Origin of the sequence: Mangrovivirga halotolerans (genome assembly GCF_026241165.1) — a bacterium.
GTDB classification, from domain to species: Bacteria; Bacteroidota; Bacteroidia; order Cytophagales; family Cyclobacteriaceae; genus Mangrovivirga; species Mangrovivirga halotolerans.
In genome coordinates this window covers 251,539-270,185 of sequence record NZ_JAPFQN010000005.1, presented here as the reverse complement: position 1 = coordinate 270,185, position 18,647 = coordinate 251,539, and the positions used below count along the sequence as shown (strand labels likewise).

The window sequence follows — 18,647 nt, the reverse complement described above, 5'->3', positions numbered from 1 at the left end:
TTTAGTTACAGTGGGTTAGTAACTACTATCATTTAATTCGGTTTTACCGCGGTACGTCCAATATATTAAAGTAGTATATCCAATTACAAATGGCATACCCCAGATTGCTACGAAAAACATAGTTCTTAATGTATAATTACTACTTGAACCATTATATATATCCAGGTTATTTGCAGGATCAATAGATGAGATGATCATATTAGGGAAAATACCCAGTGCAAAGAGCATGATAAGAGCTCCGATTGTGCAGGCAGAACTGATAAAAGCACCAATGTATTTCTCTTTGCTCAACATTCGGGGAATATTCATTATGCTTAATATATTCAGAACAACAACAAGCCATGCAAAGATCGAAATAGCAAATTGATGATCAAGGATCAATTCATGCTTTGCTCCAGGTAATTCAACATTTCCAAAACTGAAATTTGCAATCATTTCAGGTTTTTGAAGCAATGTCAGGCCAGTTAGCGGGATAAAAAGAATTACAAATAAAGTATAAGCACGGTAGGCCCATTTTTTAACCTGTGTCTGTAGCTCTCCTTTAGTTTTAATTGTGAGATAAATAGCTCCATGCATTGCAAACATTACTACATTAAAAACTCCGGTCAATAAAGTATAGGGAGTGATTAGATCTAAAAATGATCCTGAATAGATTCTTTCGGAATTTAACTGCATTCCGATTATAATATTACCTATGGCAATTCCGAATAGCATCGCTGCAATAATAGAACCTACTGAAAAACCGATATCCCAACCTTTTCTCCACCGCTTATTTTCTTCTTTAGAGCGAAATTCTATACTTACTGCCCTGAAAATCAAAGCGATCAATAAAAGCATAAAAGGAAGATAAAAACCGGAGAAAGCAGTAGCGTAAACTTCAGGAAAAGCGGCAAAAAGTGCTCCACCGGCAGTTATTAGCCAGACTTCATTACCATCCCAGACAGGGCCTATAGAGTTTAGTAGTATTCTTCTGTTGTGATCTCCTTTAGAAAACAAATGAAGGGCTCCAACTCCCAGATCAAATCCATCTAGGATCGCATAGCCCATTAAAAGAACACCAACTATTATATACCAGATAACATTAAAATCCATGATTTAAAATTTTGAAATGGTTTCGGCAAAATCTTCTTCACTTTGGTACCCGGCTTCCGGAGAATTTTCATCGGTCGGACCATGTTTTATTTCCTTATCAAGAACATACAGCCAAACAAAAAATAATAAGATATAAACCAGGATGAATAAAATTAGAGAGATGATCACTTCTTCAGCTGTAACAGATTTTGACAATCCTTCACTTGTTCTCAAAAGCCCAGTTACGATCCACGGTTGCCGTCCTCTTTCAGCAGAAACCCATCCTAATTGATTGGCAATAACCGGAAGCGCTACACTGAACATAAATATTCTAAGCATGATCCTGGAGGAGAAAAGTTTATTTCTAAAGTACAGGAACCAACTAAATAGAGTCAACGCAATAAAAAACATGCCGAGAGCAACCATAATATGATAAGATTGAAATACCATTGCTGCCGGAGGCCAGTCTTTTTCTGGTATAGCATTTAAACCTGTAACTTCAGCATTAGTGTCGCCATGCACAAGGAAACTCAGCATACCCGGGATTTTTATACCATAAGTACTTTTGGTTTCTGGATCAGTATATCCAATAATATATAAGGGTGCATTAGTTTGAGTTTCATAAAGGCCTTCATATGCCGCTAATTTTGCCGGTTGGTATTCCGCAACCACCTTGCCGTGTTCATGACCAAGAAATAACTGAGATATTGAAGCGATGGTAGCAATAAAAAGAGCAATTGAAAATGATTTTCTGGCAAAATCTACATATTTATTTTTTAATAAATAATATGCTGATACGCTAATAACTAAAAAGCTGCCCTGAATAAAAGCTCCAACCAGAACGTGGCCAAACCTGACCATAGCAGAGGGATTAAATACCATTCCCCAGAAGTCCGTTATTACTGCCCTCATGTGTCCGTTAAATTCTACCAGTTCATAAGCTACCGGAGTTTGTTGCCAACTGTTTGCAACGACGATCCAGAAGGCAGACATCATAGAACCTAAAGCTACCATTATAGTAGAAAATAAATGAACTCCGGGTTTCACCCTGTTCCAGCCAAATAATAAAATAGCTAAAAATCCCGATTCAAGAAAAAAAGCAAAAATTCCTTCTGCAGCTAATGGTGACCCGAATACATCACCAACAAATCTTGAGTATTGAGCCCAATTTGTTCCAAATTCAAATTCCATTACAATTCCTGACGCCACACCGACAGAAAAATTTGCTGCAAAAATCTTTATCCAAAATCTGGTGATATTTTCATAAACCTTCTTCCTGGTTATGACATATTTAGATTCAAATATCACCAGCAATAATCCAACACCAATACTGAATGGGGGAAAGATATAGTGAAACATGATAGTAAAGGCAAATTGCAGCCTGGATAAGAATTCTACATCAGAAAACATATTGGTTTATTTACGATAGATCATGAAAGTTCCAAATATAAAAAGCAGACCTATGCCTGCTTTAATCCATTTTAAAACTGATATTTCCAGCAATTCAATATTCTCTACTGGAAATCGTCTGATAAGAGCAAAAGCAATCGAACAGCCGAAAACCAACAGAAACATTTTTTTATGATTGCTGAGGTCTTGCATTAAAATTTTTACTTAGGTTGAATTTACACTTCAATAAGTTTTTGTAATTACTTTCCCTTATAAAATTTTAAATATTCATATTGTTTTGATATTCAGTGCTTCGGCTTTTTTAAAATCAGGGAAATTCACAATAAAAGTAGCTCCACCTCCAGGCGTATCTTCTACTTTGATTGATCCGTTTAATTGATCTACCAATAATTTCACAATGGAAAGCCCCAGTCCTGTTGAACTTTCACCATGTGTTGGTCGGGCTGATAAACGCTTAAACTTTTGAAATAGATGCTTTTTATCCTCTTCCGAAAAACCCTGAGCATGGTCACTAATTTTTAATTGAAGATTAGTATGTCCTGTTAATAAAACTTCAATTTTGGAATTTAAAGAGGAAAATTTAATTGCATTACTCAATAGATTATCAATTATCCTTCCTATATAAGATCTGTCTGAATAAAACTCGGAAATGTTTGATTCAATTGCATAATTAATTTCTATACTTTTAGCTAACGCCTCAGGCTGGTATTCTGAGATTTTTTCTATTATCAATTCTACAGGATCAAACCCTTTTGGATTTGCTGAATTCTTATTGGCTTCCAGGTTATTTAAAAAACTTAATTCTTCAATTAACCTCCTGCCCTCTTCAGTGATATTTTGAATTTTGGATAAAATATCATTTTGATCATTATTGAGAGTTGTATAATTAAGGATATCAGATAGCCCTTTGATTTTATTTAATGGTGATTTCAGATCATGAGCTACAATTGCCATTAAATTCTCCATTTCAGCATTTTGAGCTTCTACCTCTTTGTTCCTTAGAATTAGCAGATCATGTTGAGAAGTTATTTTTTCGTTTGAATTAATTAACGCATTGTTGATTTTCTCTATTTCATTTTTCTGATACCCAATTAATTTATTTTTTCTGTAGACAATAAAACTTATGAATATAAATGATGCAAGAACCACTGAAAGACCCATTATATAGAGGTTTCTACTGAATAGCTTTTCTTCATTTAACTCTTCTTTAATTTGTAATGCAGCTAACTGTTCACCCTGGATCTTATTTTGAAATATTGCCTCATTCATTGCAATTTCTTCCGTTTTTTTAACAGATAGAAGGCTGTCATTCAGAATGCTGTATTTTTTATAATTAGCTAATGCTTCAAAGGGTTTTTTCAAAGCTTCTTGTACCCTGGATAATTCATAATGAGTATCCATTATTCTTTCCGGGTCATTTAATTGAGTATAAAGTGCCAGAACCTCATTAAATTGATCTAATGCCAGTTCATAGTTCCTAAGCTGATAATTCACTATAGCTATTTCAAAAAGATTTTGAGCTATTTTATATTGGATATTATTTTCTCTTGCCCAATTGAGTGCTTCTTTTAAATATGCATGCGCTTTTTGATATTGACCATCTGCTGATAATATGGCTCCCAGATTATGAATAGTTCCGTACTTATAGTAATTATTTTTTATGGGAGTAGTTCTATAAACTGAATCTAAGAGATTATATGCTTTCGTGGTTTCTTTCAGATGCTTATAAAATAAGGCCAGATTATTTGCTGCAATTAAATAACTGAGATTATCATGCCATTTTGATGAGATATCGAAGTTTTTAAGATAGTATTTTTCAGCATTTTCCAGGTATCCAGCTCTTTTGTAGAATATACCTAGTGAATTATAGCCACTAATTATTTTTGCTGTATCATTTTTACTTATTACTACTTCCAGAGCACTTATTAAGGTATCAGTAGCAGATTTAAACTGACCTAAACGATCATAAACTATGCTTTTCAATCTTTTAAGTTCGAAAAGCTGTTTGTGATTTGGAGATAATTTTTCAATTGCTAAACCTTTGTCATATTCTTTTATAGCCTCATTGAATTTAGTATCTACATAATATAAATACCCAATCTCAATTTTGAATTCTATTATGTGAAAAGTATCCTTTGAGATTTTGGCCAGAGAGTCTCCACGAAATGCTAATTCATATTGCTTTTTTGAAGTAACCTGAGAATAACTTCTTAATTGATCAATTATTGATTTGAGTGTATCTTCAGATATTGCCCGCTGATGGCCGTTTTGACCATAAATGAGCAGATTGAAAAAACTCAGGGTAATAATGATCCCAAAAAATTTAGGCAAAGAATTCATTTCAAATTAAAATAATAGTCCGAAAGATAGGACTTTTATAAGTTAAGACATAAAAAAAGCCGGTTAAAAAATAACCGGCTTGTGTATCTTTTTATGATATTTTAATTTATTCCGTATAAAACGTCAGCACGACTTTCATAGCTATCTCCTTCCATCCAGTACGGAGTAAATTCCGAATTAGCAATCATTGCAGCAGTTTGAACAAAGATGCTCCAGTATTTTACTAAATAATCAAAATTAAGTGACTCAGCTTCATCAGCAGGATTGTGATAATATTTAAATATTTCCTGGTTAAAACTTTTCATACCTGGAGCCATGGTAATACTCGGTACACCTTTTCGTGCAAATGATGCATTATCAGATCTGTCAAATAGGTTTTGTTCAGGAGCCGGGTCATCACCTGCTTCTAAACCATGAGCATTGGCGGCATTATAGATGTAGTTTTTTACATTAGTCCTGTTTAATCCAATTACGCTTACTCTGGTAGTATCATTGTATCCAGCTCCGTCCGCATTTAGATTATATACTGTTTTCTCTAATGGAATTACTGGGTGATCAGCATACCAGATACTTCCCAGTAGCCCCATCTCCTCAGCTGTAAATGCAATAAGGATAATTGATCTTTTTGGTGGGTGTTCAGTGAAAAATTTAGCTGCATTCATTATAGCTCCAATGCCTAATGCATTATCACGTGCGCCATTGTATATAGAGTCACCCTCAATCGATCTGCCGGTACCCAGGTGATCGTAATGTGCAGTAACAGCGATATATTTTTCTTTTAATCGAGGGTCTGTTCCCTCAATCACTCCAACCAGGTTGTAAGCATCAATCTTTTCTGAATTACTATAAGCTGTGATCGATGCATTCGTATCCTCACCTTGCTTTATCTCAGTGATCATGGCATGCATTGTATCATTATTGTAATTCAGCCATCCATATGGGAATGTTTCATTACCCTGATCTAATACCACTTGTTCTTTGTTAAGATTTCTAACAATTATAGGCCAGGGTACTTTATCAGATTTATATAGCTCAATAAGTGCTACACCTCCATTTTCTTTAACCAGATCGATCTTTTTACTACTGGCTTCGAGCATTGCCATTGGGTGCTGGTTTTCCTCTGAACCAGCCCATGACATAACTATTTTACCGTCAATGTTTAAGTTTTTCAATACATCCTCAGATCCATGTCCGACAAAGACTATCTCAGCATCATACGATCCTGCTCCCGTAAAGAATAATAGTTGTTCACCTTGGGTATAAGTGTTTTCATCAATCTGGAAAACGGATTTTTGCTTGCCAGGCATCGACTTTCTAAGCCCTACATATTGCTTATAAGAATCAGTGCTTCCCATTGGCATAATGCCAAGCTCTTTCCAATAAGAAGTAATCATTTTGGCGGCAGAGTCTATTCCTGGCGTACCTGTTCCTCTACCTCCAAACTCATCAGAAGAAAGTCTGTAAACCCAGTTTTTTGACTCATTTTTATCAATTACATTATTGACTTGTTTAGTCAGTGCACTCTCTTTATCATCCTGAGCATTTAAAATGACGGATGATAAAAACAACAAGCAGATTAATTTGAGTTGATTATTCATTGCGTGTGGTTATTTTTTTCCTTTATGTTTAGCCCAGCTATCTTTTAAAGTAACTGTCCTGTTAAATATAAGATTATCTTCGGTGGAATCAAGGTCTACACAGAAATATCCTTGTCTTTCAAACTGAACAGTTGTACCTGGTTTGGCACCCTTAACTGAAGGTTCAACTTTTGCATTTTTTGCTACTGCTAAACTTTCCGGATTAAGAAATTCCTTAAAATCCTTCTCTTTATCAGCTGAAGGGGCTTCAACATTAAATAGCCTGTCATACATATTAACGGTAATATCCAGGGCACTTGTTGCATGAACCCAGCTCAAAGTACCTTTGGGCTTGATGCCACTGGTGTCTTGTCCTGACTTACTGTCTTTATGATAGGTGCAATAAATTTCTTCTATTTCACCAGTATCTTCATTTTTCTTGTAATCATCACAAGTAATGATATATGCATACTTCAAGCGAACATCTCTTCCCGGACCCAGGCGGAAAAATTTTCGTGGTGGGTCTTCCATGAAGTCAGCTTTATCAATATAAATCTCTCTTCCAAATGGAAGTAATCTCTTACCCGCACTTTCATCCTCAGGATTATTGATTGCAGGAAGTTCTTCTGTTTCTCCCTCCGGATAGTTAGTGATTATCACTTTTACAGGGTTGAGTACTCCCATTACCCGATTTGCCTTTTTATTCAGATCTTCGCGAACGCTATGTTCAAGCAGAGCAATATCTACTATCCCGTCACGTTTGGCAACACCAATAGTCTCACAAAAATTTCTAATAGAATCTGGAGTATAACCTCTTCTTCTCATGCCACTAATAGTAGGCATTCTCGGGTCATCCCATCCGGAAACATAATTTCCTTCAACAAGTTCGAGTAATTTTCTCTTACTCATCACCGTATAATTCAGATTTAATCTTGCGAATTCAATTTGTTGAGGATGAAATACCTCCAATTCATCAAGAATCCAATCGTATAATGGTCTGTGTACCTCAAATTCAAGAGTACATAAGCTATGTGTTATCCCCTCAAGGCTATCTGATAAGCAATGTGCAAAATCATACATTGGATAAATCGACCATTCACTACCGGTACGATGGTGATCTACTTTTCTGATTCTGTATAAGGCCGGGTCCCTCATATGCATATTAGGACTCGACATATCGATTTTTGCACGAAGGATTTTTTCACCATCATGAAATTCTCCATTTTTCATTTTTTCGAAGAGTTCCAGATTTTCTTCCACAGATCTGTTCCTGTACGGGCTTTCTTTACCCGGAACTGTTGGAGTACCTCTGGTCTCGGCAATCTCTTCTACAGACTGATCATCAACATAAGCTTTGCCTTTTTTGATTAATTGCACTGCATAATCATAAAGCTGATCAAAGTAATCTGAAGCAAAAAATTCCCTTTCATCCCAGTCAAAGCCAAGCCATTTCACATCTTCTCTAATCGCATCGACATATTCAGTCGATTCTTTCAAAGGATTCGTGTCATCAAATCGCAGGTTGGTCTTTCCCTGGTAATCTTCGGCAACACCAAAATTCAGGCAGATTGATTTTGCGTGCCCAATATGAAGATAACCGTTTGGTTCAGGAGGAAAACGAGTATGTACTTTATTGTCGTATCTCCCTGTTTTATTGTCGTGATTAATTCTTTGCTCAATAAAGTTGAGTGACTTTTTTTTCTTATCTCCCTCTTTAGTAGACATATGCTTTTTTTCTTTACTGATATTAATGCGAAAATACGCATAGCAACTTAAAAAGAGATGAAATTGAGCTAAATTTTAAATAGGCAGGTATATAAAAAAAGAAAGGTTTTCCTACGGGGAAAACCTTTTGGTATAATCGTGTCGTTATTTCACTTAACCATTCACTGTTTCCCCCTCTGTCATCTCTTCTACTTCAACTTGCTGTGTTTTTTCAACAGGTGTTGTCGTATCAGCATATGTAGGGCAAGTGTAATAACCGCATGAGGTTAACCCTAAAGAAACTAAAGTTAAAAGTGCGAAAATCTTTTTCATAAAAAAGTTAATTAGGTTTAAAAAGTAATAGTCAAACAAGTAAATCTTCCTTTCCTCATGCACAACGATTACAAAGAAACCAGTAATTGTATTCACCAACCACCCTGAATTGAGAATTAACTTACATCGGTACAATATTCGATGGAAGGCGATAAATATCAGATAATGTCAAAAAATGACAAACCATCATCGCTAGTGATATCATTTTTCCTTTTGAAAACATGAATAATTTAATTTTGATAGAAAACGAGGGTTGAAATCTTCTGATATTATTACACTGGAGGTTACCTGATTTATACCTAAAACGGGGTGAACTCCGGTTTGCTTTCCCCTTCTTTTACAAAAATCAATGCCGCAGAATTTATGCAATAACGCAAACCTGTGGGCTCAGGACCATCATTAAATACATGACCGAGATGACTACCTGATTTTGCATCTAATACTTCTATTCTATGCATACCGTGGCTGCGGTCTTCACGGTATACCACTGCATCTTCGGTTATAGGTTTAGTAAAAGATGGCCATCCGCAACCACTTTCAAATTTATCTTTTGAATCAAATAGCGGTTCAAGTGTTGCAGCACTGTAATAAATGCCTTTTTCTCTATGGTCATTATATTCTCCAGTAAAAGGTCTTTCGGTCCCTGCTTCACGGCAAATAAAATATCTTGTAGGTCCAAGACGTTTTTCCCATTCCTTGTCATCTACTTCTATTTCAAAATTATGGTCTTTATCGACGAAATTCATTTTAACTTTTTCCATGTCTATTTAACTATAATTATCAATCGATTGTTACATTCTGTGTAATTCATATTCGCCTGTATTCATCTAAATTTTGGTTTAAATCGTTTGCGTAAAATATTCACTTATATATAGGTGTTAAAGCATTTTTATTATTGTTATCTTGTATTGAACATAATATATTATACTAATAAATTAACTAGTCAATAATGAAAAATTACAAGGGACAAAGCAGAGTAATTATTGAATCTGTAATTCCTGAGATTAATAATGGTGAGTATTATGCGAAAGGTATCGTAGGGAAAAAGATAAAAGTTGAATGCGATCTTTTCGGTGATGGTCACGATGTTGTAAATGGTTCATTATTATATAAACATACAAACTCAAGATCATGGGCAGAAACTCCTTTGATTTTTGTTATAAACGATCATTGGTATGCGGAATTTTTACCTGAAAAGCAGGGTTTTTATGAATTTAAGCTCGAAGGTTGGGTAGACCATGCACTAAACTGGCAATCTGAATTACGACGAAAGGTTGAGGATGGCCAAGCTGTTAATGTAGAACTATTAGATGGGGTGAAGCATCTGAAAGCAATTCTACAAAGTGTAAATAAAAGTGAAAAGAAATACCTGGAAAAAGGAATTCAATTATTTAATGAGGGAAGTCAAAACCCGGAGACTATTGATTATGCTTTGAGTGATAAGTTACTTTTCTTATTAAAAAAATATCCCCAAAAGGAGTTTAAAACAGTTTATGATAATGATCTGAAAGTTTATATTGACAGGCGTAAAGCTTTGTTTAGTAGCTGGTACGAATTTTTTCCACGATCAGCAGGCGACTATTCAGATACACATGGTAATTTCAAAGATTGTATCAAAAGACTACCTTATTTAGCTGAATTAGGATTTGATGTATTATATCTGCCACCAATTCATCCAATTGGTATTTCTCACCGTAAGGGTAAAAATAATACTGTAACTGCTGAAGAAAATGATGTAGGAAGTCCGTGGGCAATAGGTAATGAAACAGGAGGACATAAATCTCTGCATCCGGAACTTGGTTCAATAGATGATTTCAAGAAACTAATATCTGAGGCACAAAAGTATGGAATTGAGGTTGCAATGGATTTCGCTTTACAATGTTCTCCTGATCACCCCTACGTAAAAGAACACCCTGAATGGTTTAATTGGCGAGCTGATGGTTCTGTTCAGTATGCAGAAAATCCACCAAAAAAATATCAGGATATCCTACCAATTAATTTTGAAACAAATGATTGGAAAAATTTATGGAAAGAGCTTTATTCTATACTCGAATATTGGATTGATGCTGGTATTACTATATTCAGGGTGGATAATCCTCATACAAAACCTTATCGATTTTGGCATTGGATTATTAACGAGGTTAAAAGTAAATATCCAGATATTATTTTCCTGTCTGAGGCTTTTACAAGACCCAGGGTAATGCACGAATTAGCAAAAGTAGGCTTTACACAGTCATATACTTATTATACATGGCGTAACAATAAAGATGATATAGAAAGGTATATGGACGAATTGGTTAATGGGATGGGTAAATACTATTTTCGACCCAATTTTTGGCCAAATACTCCGGATATTAATCCATATTCTTTACAAAGTGGTTATCCAGCGAATTTTATGACCCGCTATTTCATGGCTGCAACATTGTCTTCAAATTATGGAATCTACGGACCTGTTTTTGAAAATATGATTCATGAGGCTTATCCAGGAAAAGAAGAATACATGAACTCAGAAAAATATGAAACGAAAACCTGGGAGTGGAAGATAGATACAAAATTAAAACATATCATCAAGAAAATTAATGAGTTCAGAAAAGTGCATCCTGCGTTACAGGACACCTTTAATTACAGGAAATGTGAAGTAGATAACGAACAAATAATAGCATACTATAAGGAATCAGATGATAAGAAGGACCAGTTGCTGATGGTTGTAAATCTGGATCCACATTATACACAATCAGGTTGGTTACAATTGCCCCTGGATATTCTCGGTTATGAAGCCGGGCATCATTTTACTGTAACTGATCTTTTATCAGAAAACTCATATCTATGGGATAAAGAATGGAATTTTGTTGAACTTAATCCCGCATCTCTCCCCTTTCATTTGTTAAAAATAAGTCACTAATGGAAACCTTGGTAAGAGCAGTACATACGACCCATAAATGGCAAGAGGTTTTTAAGGACCCCTTGTTTCGTGATGCTTTTATCAAAGACTGGGTGCCTCAGTATATTACAAATCGTCGTTGGTTTGCAGGGAAAAGTACCCCGGTAAAAGTTTTTAAAATTGAAAGAATTTTACCCTTACCAACAGACTTTGGATATTATTATCACGTGATAGTTGAGGTGATTTACGAACCTGGATATACTGAAACCTATTTGTTGCCCCTTTCTTTTGTAACCGAACTTCCTGAAGAAGAGAATATTCAAATATTAGGAAGATGTGTGATCGAAGGAAAATCAGGATATTTAGTAGAAGCTGTATATCTTGAAGATTACAGAAATGCTCTTTTTAATCATATAATAAAATCAAGTCAGATCAATATTGGGGTTGACAATTACTTTGTTTTTGAAGGTGGAAAGATAATGACTGAAGATGAAGATGATAAGATTCACAGCCAACTTCTTAATGTAGAACAGAGTAATACCTCTATCATTTATAATGACAGGTATATTTTAAAAATATACAGGAAGCTGTTCATGGATCATAATCCGGATCATGAGCTTGTACGGTTTTTATCTGAATTTGCTGAATTTTCTCATGCACCAAGTTATGGGGGAAGTGTTTCCTGGGTGCGTTCAGGTAATTTTACTGTATCAATAGCTTTAATGACTGAACTGATCCCGAATAATGGTGAGGGATGGGATTACATGTTAAAAAAGATAGAAACAGCTTTTGATAATTTTCTTTCTTCCGATTTAAATATTTCAGAATTACCAAAATTGAAATATTTAAAAAGAATGAAAGCATCTTCTATACCTGCTGAATATAGAAAATTAATAGGAAACGACTTTTTAGATATAATAGAGATCCTGGCGAAGAGAACTGCCCAAATGCATGTCGCCTTAGCTTCGAATAAAATAGACAGGCATTTTGTGCCCCGTTCATACAATGGTGATTATAGTGTCTGGTTAAAAAATCGCCTTATTTATATTTTTGAGAATCGGTATAATATGCTTGAATCTAACCTCCATAAGCTCGAGGGAGATGGTTTGGATTATGCGCATGAGTTTATAGCACATAAATCTGATATCATTAAGCATATTTTATCATTTGATGAGCTAAAGCTAAATAGTAAAAGAATCAGAATACATGGTGATTATCATTTAGGTCAGGTGTTACTTACGGATAATGATTTTTTTATTTTAGATTTTGAAGGTGAACCTGAAAGTACTATCAGAGATAGAAAAGTAAAACAATCTCCGTTAAAAGATGTGGCAGGTATGTTTCGATCTTTTCACTATGCAATTTATGCTACCTTATTCAAATCAGAGAAGTATCAGGATAATAAGGAAGATTGTTCTCTATTAGGTTCAAAATTATTCAGAGTGATTACTAATGTATTCATGGATAAATACTGCCGGATTGCATTTAAAAATAATCTGGATATCGGATATAATGATGAGATAAAATATCTTTTAAAGTATCACTTACTTGAAAAGGCTGTATATGAGCTAGGGTATGAACTGAATGCCAGGCCAGACTGGGCAATAATCCCTTTAAAGGGAATAATGCAAATATTAAAAATTGAAGAAAATGAAAAATAATCATGAATCACCAGATAATCAGGTTCAGGGATATTCCTTACTAACTGATTTTGATATAGGTCTATTTAATACTGGCAAGCATTTTAAGCTATATGAAAAACTGGGTAGCCGATTAATTGAAAGTGAGGGCCAGAATGGGGCTTATTTTGCTGTATGGGCTCCAAATGCTTCTAAAGTAAGTGTGATTGGTGATTTTAATGACTGGAATGGAGATAAATATTATTTATTTCCCAGATGGGATGGTTCTGGTATCTGGGAAGGATTTATTCCGGGAATTGATAAAGGAACTATTTATAAATATCGCATTCACAATCAACACTCAGGAGAAATATTAGAAAAAGGAGACCCCTTCGCAATTTTTTGGGAAGTTCCACCGAATACTGCTTCAGTAGTGTGGGATATTGATTATAAATGGAAAGATGAAGATTGGATGAGTAAGCGCAAGGAAATCAATTCACTGGATCGTCCAATCAGTGTGTATGAAGTACATCTTGGTTCCTGGAAAAGAAAATATGAAGAGAATAACCGATCTTTTTCATATAAAGAATTAGCAGAAGATTTGGTGCCGTACATAAAGGATCTTGGATTTACCCATGTTGAATTTATGCCTGTTATGGAACATCCGTTTTTTGGTAGCTGGGGTTACCAGGTAACAGGCTATTTTGCGCCATCATCAAGATATGGAACACCTCAGGATTTCATGCATCTGATGGATAGCTTCCATAAAGAAGGTATAGGGGTCTATCTTGATTGGGTTCCCTCCCATTTTCCAAATGACGCGCATGGCCTACACCGTTTTGATGGTACCCATCTTTTTGAACATGAAGATCCCCGTCAGGGATATCATCCTGATTGGAATAGCTATATTTTTAATTATGGCAGAAGTGAAGTGAAATCATTTCTTATTTCCAATGCATGTTTCTGGTTTGAAAAGTTTCATGCTGATGGGCTTCGGGTAGATGCTGTCGCCTCTATGCTCTACCTGGATTATTCCAGAAAAGAAGGCGAATGGATACCCAATAAATATGGAGGCAGAGAAAACCTGGAAGCAATTGATTTCATGAAGGAAATGAATGAAACTGTTTATGCAAATTTTGAAGGTGTTCAAACTATTGCTGAAGAAAGTACTTCCTGGCCTATGGTGACCAAGCCTACCTATCTGGGTGGTCTTGGTTTTGGAATGAAGTGGATGATGGGTTGGATGAATGATACTTTGGAATATTTTAGCAAGGATACTCTTTACAGGCAACATCATCAAAATGAGATTACATTCAGCATGACTTATGCTTTTACCGAAAACTTTATGCTTCCTCTTTCGCATGATGAGGTAGTCCATGGTAAAGGTTCACTTTTAGCAAGAATGCCGGGAGATGAATGGCAAAAGTTTGCTAATCTAAGGTGTTTATATGGCTATATGTACACTCATCCCGGTACAAATTTAGTATTCATGAGTGGTGAAATTGGCCAAAGTGAAGAATGGAAACATGATAAGAGTTTAGATTGGTGGCTTACTGAGCACAAGTATCATCAGGGTATAACTGAATGGGTTAAGGATCTTAATAATTTATACAAGAATTCTCCTGGCCTGTATGAAAAGCAATTCAGTGCTGAAGGATTCGAGTGGATCGATTATACAGATGCTGCAAATTCAGTGATTGTATTTATGAGAAAAGGGCATTACAGGGAGGATACATTATTTGTAGCAATAAATTTCACTCCTGTGCCAAGAGAAAAATATGAAATAGGAGTACCTTATGAAGGAGAATATGAAGAAGTAATAAATTCTGATTACAAAAAGTATGGGGGAAGTGACCTGTATAATGGAGGCTCCCTGAAAACATCGAAAGGTGAAATCCATGGTCATCAGCATAAATTAAAGCTGAACCTTTCCCCTTTGGGAGTTAGTATTTTAAGAAAGAAATAAATGAAGAAATATATATGTATACATGGGCATTTCTATCAACCGCCAAGAGAAAATGCCTGGTTGGAGAAAATAGAAGTCCAGGAATCTGCTTTTCCATTTCATGATTGGAATGAGAGAATTAATTTTGAATGCTATGCACCAAATGCACAAGCAAGGGTGCTGGATGAGGAGGGTAAGATCATTAATATCGTAAATAACTACAGTAAAATAAGTTACAATTTCGGTCCTACGCTTCTTTCCTGGATGGAAGAACATGAACCTTCAACTTATAAAGGTATACTTGACGCTGATATAGAAAGTATGACCCGCTTCAATGGACATGGATCAGCGATGGCCCAGGTATATAATCATATCATTATGCCACTTGCTAATACCAGGGACAAAGAAACGCAGATTATTTGGGGTATACAGGACTTTGAATACCGGTATAAAAGAAAACCAGAGGGAATGTGGCTGGCAGAAACTGCTGTTGATTTGGAATCTCTGGATCTAATGGCTAAGCATGGTATTAAATATACTTTACTGGCTCCACGACAGGCCAAGAGGTTCAGGAAGGAAGGCGAAACCGAATGGAAGGATGGAATAAACACAAGAAAATCTTACTATATCAATCTGCCATCTGGACGAAAAATGAATTTATTTTTTTACGACGGGGATCGTTCACAAGAAATTGCTTTTAAAGGATTATTGTCTGATGGAGAAAAATTCGCTGCGCATTTAACCAGTTCCTTTGACGAAGGTGATAAAGAAAGTCAACTTGTTCATGTTGCAACAGATGGCGAAAGTTATGGTCATCATCATAGTTATGGAGAAATGGCTCTGGCTTATTGTCTGAGGAAAATTGAAACAACACAGGATATTGAACTAACGAATTACGGACAATATCTTGATGTCAATCCTCCTGTTCATGAAGTTGAGATTCATGAGGATAGCTCCTGGAGCTGTGTTCATGGAGTTGAAAGATGGAAATCTGATTGTGGATGTAGCACCGGAGGACATCCTGAGTGGAATCAAAAGTGGCGAAGTGGATTAAGAGATTCATTAAACTGGCTCAGAGATGAATTAGCCGATGCCTATGAGTCCGAAATGAAAAAATTTGAAACTGATCCATGGACATTAAGAGATAAATATATTGAAGTTTTATTAGATCGGTCTAAAAGTTCGGTAGATAGATTCATTAGTAAACATGTAGAAAGAATACCAATAGATCAAAAGGAAAAAACTCATTTATTAAGGCTTTTAGAACTTCAAAGACAAAGCCTGTTGATGTTTACAAGTTGCGGTTGGTTCTTTGATGAATTATCAGGCATTGAAACTGTTCAGATACTTCAATATGCTGACCGTGCTATTCAATTAGCAGAAAGTGAAGCTAAAATAAAGCTTGAAAAAGAATTCGCTAAAAGACTTGGTGTTGCAAAAAGTAATATTGAAGCATACGGATCTGGAAAGGATATTTATGAAAATCATGTAAGAAGCGGAAGGCTTACATTAACGAATATTGGTCTTCATTATGCGGTAAACTCCCTTTTTGCGGATAATCCTGCAATGCTTTCTGTTTTAAACTATGATTGTGAAAGTGAGATCTATAAAAGATATGAAGCAGGAATCCAGAAATTGGCACTCGGAAAAACCAAAGTAGTTAGTAAAGTAACTCAAAGTGAAAAGGTATTCTGGTTTGTGATAGTATATCTGGGGCAACACCAGTTATTCGGTAGTTCTTCTAATAAGTTGGATGATGAATCTTTCGATAAGGTAGCTAAATCAATTAGAAATGAATTTAATAAAGGTAATCTTTCCAAAACGATAGACATTATAAGGGCGAATTTCAAATCGAGAAATTTTAGTTTCTTCGATATGTTCAGAGATGAGCAAAATAAGCTTCTGGATACAGTCCTTGAAGAAAGCATTGGTCAGGCCGAGGCTTCATACCGCCGCATTTATGAAAGAAACTATAATTTACTTAACGTAATGAAAAACAGTGGTCTGCATATCCCATTAGCATTACAAAGGAATATAGAAGGTGTAGTTCAAAGTGAATTAAAGAAGATCTTTCTAAGCTATAAACTAGATATGAATAAGCTGGAAAGCACAGTTCGGGATGCTATAAAATGGAATGTATCAGTAAATAATATTATTCTTAATCCACTAGTTAATAATAAGCTTCTATCTATGTTAAATGAATTTATAGAGAAGCCTGAGGATGAATCTTTAATCGATGATATAAGAAGATCTATAGTTTTGATGAGGTCTATTGGACTGGAAAGTAATTTTAAGAAGATACAAAACCTCACATTTAATTTAATAAGAGGCTATGATCCGTTTATGCAGGATAAAATTTATTTAATTGAGGCTCTTGCAAAGGAATTAAATTTAAACCCTGATGGCATAAGGGAAGGTGTTAAATAAAAAATAAAGCCCGGACCAACCGGGCTTTATTTTTATACAATTACTACTGAATTATCTTCAAAAGTATAATTATTCGGTACATATTTATCAGCTTCAGGATCGTTTTCCCAGTTTTTTCCGTCGATCAAATATCTGAACTGGTACTCCCCTCCTGCTTTTAGATTTTTTACTACTTTAAATTCACCTGTTTTAAGTTTTTTCATCGGGATGGCATCTTTGTCCCAATCTGCAAAATCTGCTACGATACTTGCGGTTTGTGCACCTTTACCTAATTCCTTAGGAATTAAAAAAGTTACTTTACATTCAGGCTTGCTCTTTAAATACTGCTTTTTGATACTCATGATGGATTGAATTTTTATTCAAAGAACCATCAAATTTTAATTATTTCAACCCTTAACTGTATTTTTAATAGATTGATAACTTAAAAATTGAAATTTATTAAAAGAAATTAATGAAAAATTGATAAAAAGATAATCCAGCTGTAAATCAAACGATTACGGTTTTATTTTTCGTAAAAATAATTCATCAGACGGAGGCCATCGAGAGTAAGATTTACATCAACTATATCAAAACTATCTTTTAACGGTGATAAAATAGAGGATAAACCACCTGTTGCATAGACGTTCATGGGAGTTTTGAGTTCATCTTTGATCAAATAAACCATTTTTTCAACAAGGCCGGTATATCCACTAAGGATTCCAGCTTGAATTGCATGTACCGTATTTTTACCCAGAACAGATGATGGCATCTCAAGAGGGACTTCAGGTAATTTAGCTGTATTTTGAGTAAGTGCTTTGATCGCAGTTTTTAAACCAGGAGCTATTGCAACTCCTGCCACACTGCCATCATTATTTACAGAGGTGAATGTTAAAGCGGTACCAAAATCTACCACTATACATGCTTTTCTTCCTGCCCTGATGTATGCGGCCAAAGCATTACACATCAGGTCTGATCCTATCTCAGTCGGTCTTTCTGTTGAAATCGGGATCTTTTTATAGACATCAGGGCCAATAATCAAGGGATTAATTTCAAATAATCCTTTTACAGCGGCGCTGATTGTATCAGATAATTCCGGGACTACACTACTTAATGAGATCGAATCAACTTCACTGATTTTTATATCAGATTCAAGGAGCCATTCACGGAATATCATTTGAAAGGCTTCCGGGTTTTTCTCTTTAGAAGAAGGAGTCCTCCAAATGAATTCTATTTTGTCGTCTCTCCATAAACCGACAACCATGTCTGAGTTACCAATATCGATCGATAATAGTGTCTTCATAATTTTGGACACAAATAAAGGTAATTTATATTTAATGAGCTTACTTTATGATAAATAATAA

The 18,647-nt window shown here is 35.2% G+C and carries 13 protein-coding genes; 4 read left to right on the top strand and 9 right to left on the bottom strand.

What is annotated here, in order from left to right; translation table 11 throughout:
* Positions 1-15: 15 nt before the first annotated feature.
* The 7 genes from cydB to msrB form a co-directional block, all read right to left on the bottom strand.
* Entirely contained in the window at positions 16-1,092 is a 1,077-nt protein-coding gene (cydB, locus tag OO013_RS09035) for a cytochrome d ubiquinol oxidase subunit II (protein WP_266056475.1), read from the bottom strand.
* A 3-nt stretch (positions 1,093-1,095) separates the two neighbouring features.
* Complete coding sequence (locus OO013_RS09030) at positions 1,096-2,481, bottom strand: cytochrome ubiquinol oxidase subunit I (RefSeq protein ID WP_266056474.1); 1,386 nt, start codon at positions 2,479-2,481, stop codon at positions 1,096-1,098.
* A gap of 267 nt (positions 2,482-2,748) precedes the next feature.
* Entirely contained in the window at positions 2,749-4,812 is a 2,064-nt protein-coding gene (locus OO013_RS09025) for a tetratricopeptide repeat-containing sensor histidine kinase (protein WP_266056473.1), read from the bottom strand.
* Positions 4,813-4,922: 110 nt separating this feature from the next.
* Positions 4,923-6,419: a M28 family peptidase gene (locus OO013_RS09020; protein WP_266056472.1), complete on the bottom strand. Its 1,497-nt coding sequence runs from the start codon at positions 6,417-6,419 to the stop codon at positions 4,923-4,925.
* 9 nt (positions 6,420-6,428) lie between these two features.
* Positions 6,429-8,123, bottom strand: a complete 1,695-nt coding sequence (locus OO013_RS09015; RefSeq protein WP_266056471.1) for a glutamine--tRNA ligase/YqeY domain fusion protein — start codon at positions 8,121-8,123, stop codon at positions 6,429-6,431.
* A 153-nt stretch (positions 8,124-8,276) separates the two neighbouring features.
* Positions 8,277-8,435 carry a hypothetical protein gene (locus tag OO013_RS09010; protein ID WP_266056470.1) on the bottom strand — a complete coding sequence of 53 codons (159 nt, stop codon included), beginning with the start codon at positions 8,433-8,435 and terminating at the stop codon, positions 8,277-8,279.
* A 299-nt stretch (positions 8,436-8,734) separates the two neighbouring features.
* Positions 8,735-9,181, bottom strand: a complete 447-nt coding sequence (gene msrB, locus OO013_RS09005) for a peptide-methionine (R)-S-oxide reductase MsrB (RefSeq protein ID WP_266056469.1) — start codon at positions 9,179-9,181, stop codon at positions 8,735-8,737.
* 203 nt (positions 9,182-9,384) lie between these two features.
* On the opposite strand from msrB, the gene OO013_RS09000 reads away from it, so the two are divergent.
* Genes OO013_RS09000 through OO013_RS08985 form a run of 4 tightly spaced genes read left to right on the top strand, consistent with a single transcriptional unit; the run spans position 9,385 to position 17,307 of the window.
* The gene (locus OO013_RS09000; protein WP_266056468.1) at positions 9,385-11,337 is read left to right on the top strand and encodes an alpha-1,4-glucan--maltose-1-phosphate maltosyltransferase; all 1,953 of its coding nucleotides are present in this window, start codon (positions 9,385-9,387) and stop codon (positions 11,335-11,337) included.
* Positions 11,337-12,977: a maltokinase N-terminal cap-like domain-containing protein gene (locus tag OO013_RS08995; protein WP_266056467.1), complete on the top strand. Its 1,641-nt coding sequence runs from the start codon at positions 11,337-11,339 to the stop codon at positions 12,975-12,977. The genes OO013_RS09000 and OO013_RS08995 overlap by 1 nt, the downstream gene beginning before the upstream one ends.
* Positions 12,967-14,901, top strand: a complete 1,935-nt coding sequence (gene glgB / locus OO013_RS08990; protein ID WP_266056466.1) for a 1,4-alpha-glucan branching protein GlgB — start codon at positions 12,967-12,969, stop codon at positions 14,899-14,901. The genes OO013_RS08995 and glgB overlap by 11 nt, the downstream gene beginning before the upstream one ends.
* Positions 14,902-17,307 carry a DUF3536 domain-containing protein gene (locus tag OO013_RS08985; RefSeq protein ID WP_266056465.1) on the top strand — a complete coding sequence of 802 codons (2,406 nt, stop codon included), beginning with the start codon at positions 14,902-14,904 and terminating at the stop codon, positions 17,305-17,307.
* A gap of 32 nt (positions 17,308-17,339) precedes the next feature.
* Here OO013_RS08985 and OO013_RS08980 read toward each other — a convergent pair whose 3' ends face one another.
* Complete coding sequence (locus OO013_RS08980; protein ID WP_266056464.1) at positions 17,340-17,648, bottom strand: isoamylase early set domain-containing protein; 309 nt, start codon at positions 17,646-17,648, stop codon at positions 17,340-17,342.
* 161 nt (positions 17,649-17,809) lie between these two features.
* A complete protein-coding gene (locus tag OO013_RS08975; RefSeq protein WP_266056463.1) occupies positions 17,810-18,586 on the bottom strand; it encodes a type III pantothenate kinase in 777 nt (258 codons plus the stop codon).
* Between the last annotated feature and the right edge of the window lie 61 nt (positions 18,587-18,647).

Excerpts from the sequence above, each read along its gene's own strand:
- OO013_RS08980 (WP_266056464.1), bottom strand. The coding sequence starts at position 17,648 with ATGAGTATCAAAAAGCAGTATTTAAAGAGCAAGCCTGAATGTAAAGTA.
- OO013_RS08985 (WP_266056465.1), top strand. The coding sequence starts at position 14,902 with ATGAAGAAATATATATGTATACATGGGCATTTCTATCAACCGCCAAGA.
- OO013_RS08975 (WP_266056463.1), bottom strand. The coding sequence starts at position 18,586 with ATGAAGACACTATTATCGATCGATATTGGTAACTCAGACATGGTTGTC.
- OO013_RS09030 (WP_266056474.1), bottom strand. The coding sequence starts at position 2,481 with ATGTTTTCTGATGTAGAATTCTTATCCAGGCTGCAATTTGCCTTTACT.
- cydB (WP_266056475.1), bottom strand. The coding sequence starts at position 1,092 with ATGGATTTTAATGTTATCTGGTATATAATAGTTGGTGTTCTTTTAATG.
- msrB (WP_266056469.1), bottom strand. The coding sequence starts at position 9,181 with ATGAATTTCGTCGATAAAGACCATAATTTTGAAATAGAAGTAGATGAC.
- OO013_RS09015 (WP_266056471.1), bottom strand. The coding sequence starts at position 8,123 with ATGTCTACTAAAGAGGGAGATAAGAAAAAAAAGTCACTCAACTTTATT.
- glgB (WP_266056466.1), top strand. The coding sequence starts at position 12,967 with ATGAAAAATAATCATGAATCACCAGATAATCAGGTTCAGGGATATTCC.
- OO013_RS09000 (WP_266056468.1), top strand. The coding sequence starts at position 9,385 with ATGAAAAATTACAAGGGACAAAGCAGAGTAATTATTGAATCTGTAATT.
- OO013_RS09010 (WP_266056470.1), bottom strand. The coding sequence starts at position 8,435 with ATGAAAAAGATTTTCGCACTTTTAACTTTAGTTTCTTTAGGGTTAACC.
- OO013_RS08995 (WP_266056467.1), top strand. The coding sequence starts at position 11,337 with ATGGAAACCTTGGTAAGAGCAGTACATACGACCCATAAATGGCAAGAG.
- OO013_RS09020 (WP_266056472.1), bottom strand. The coding sequence starts at position 6,419 with ATGAATAATCAACTCAAATTAATCTGCTTGTTGTTTTTATCATCCGTC.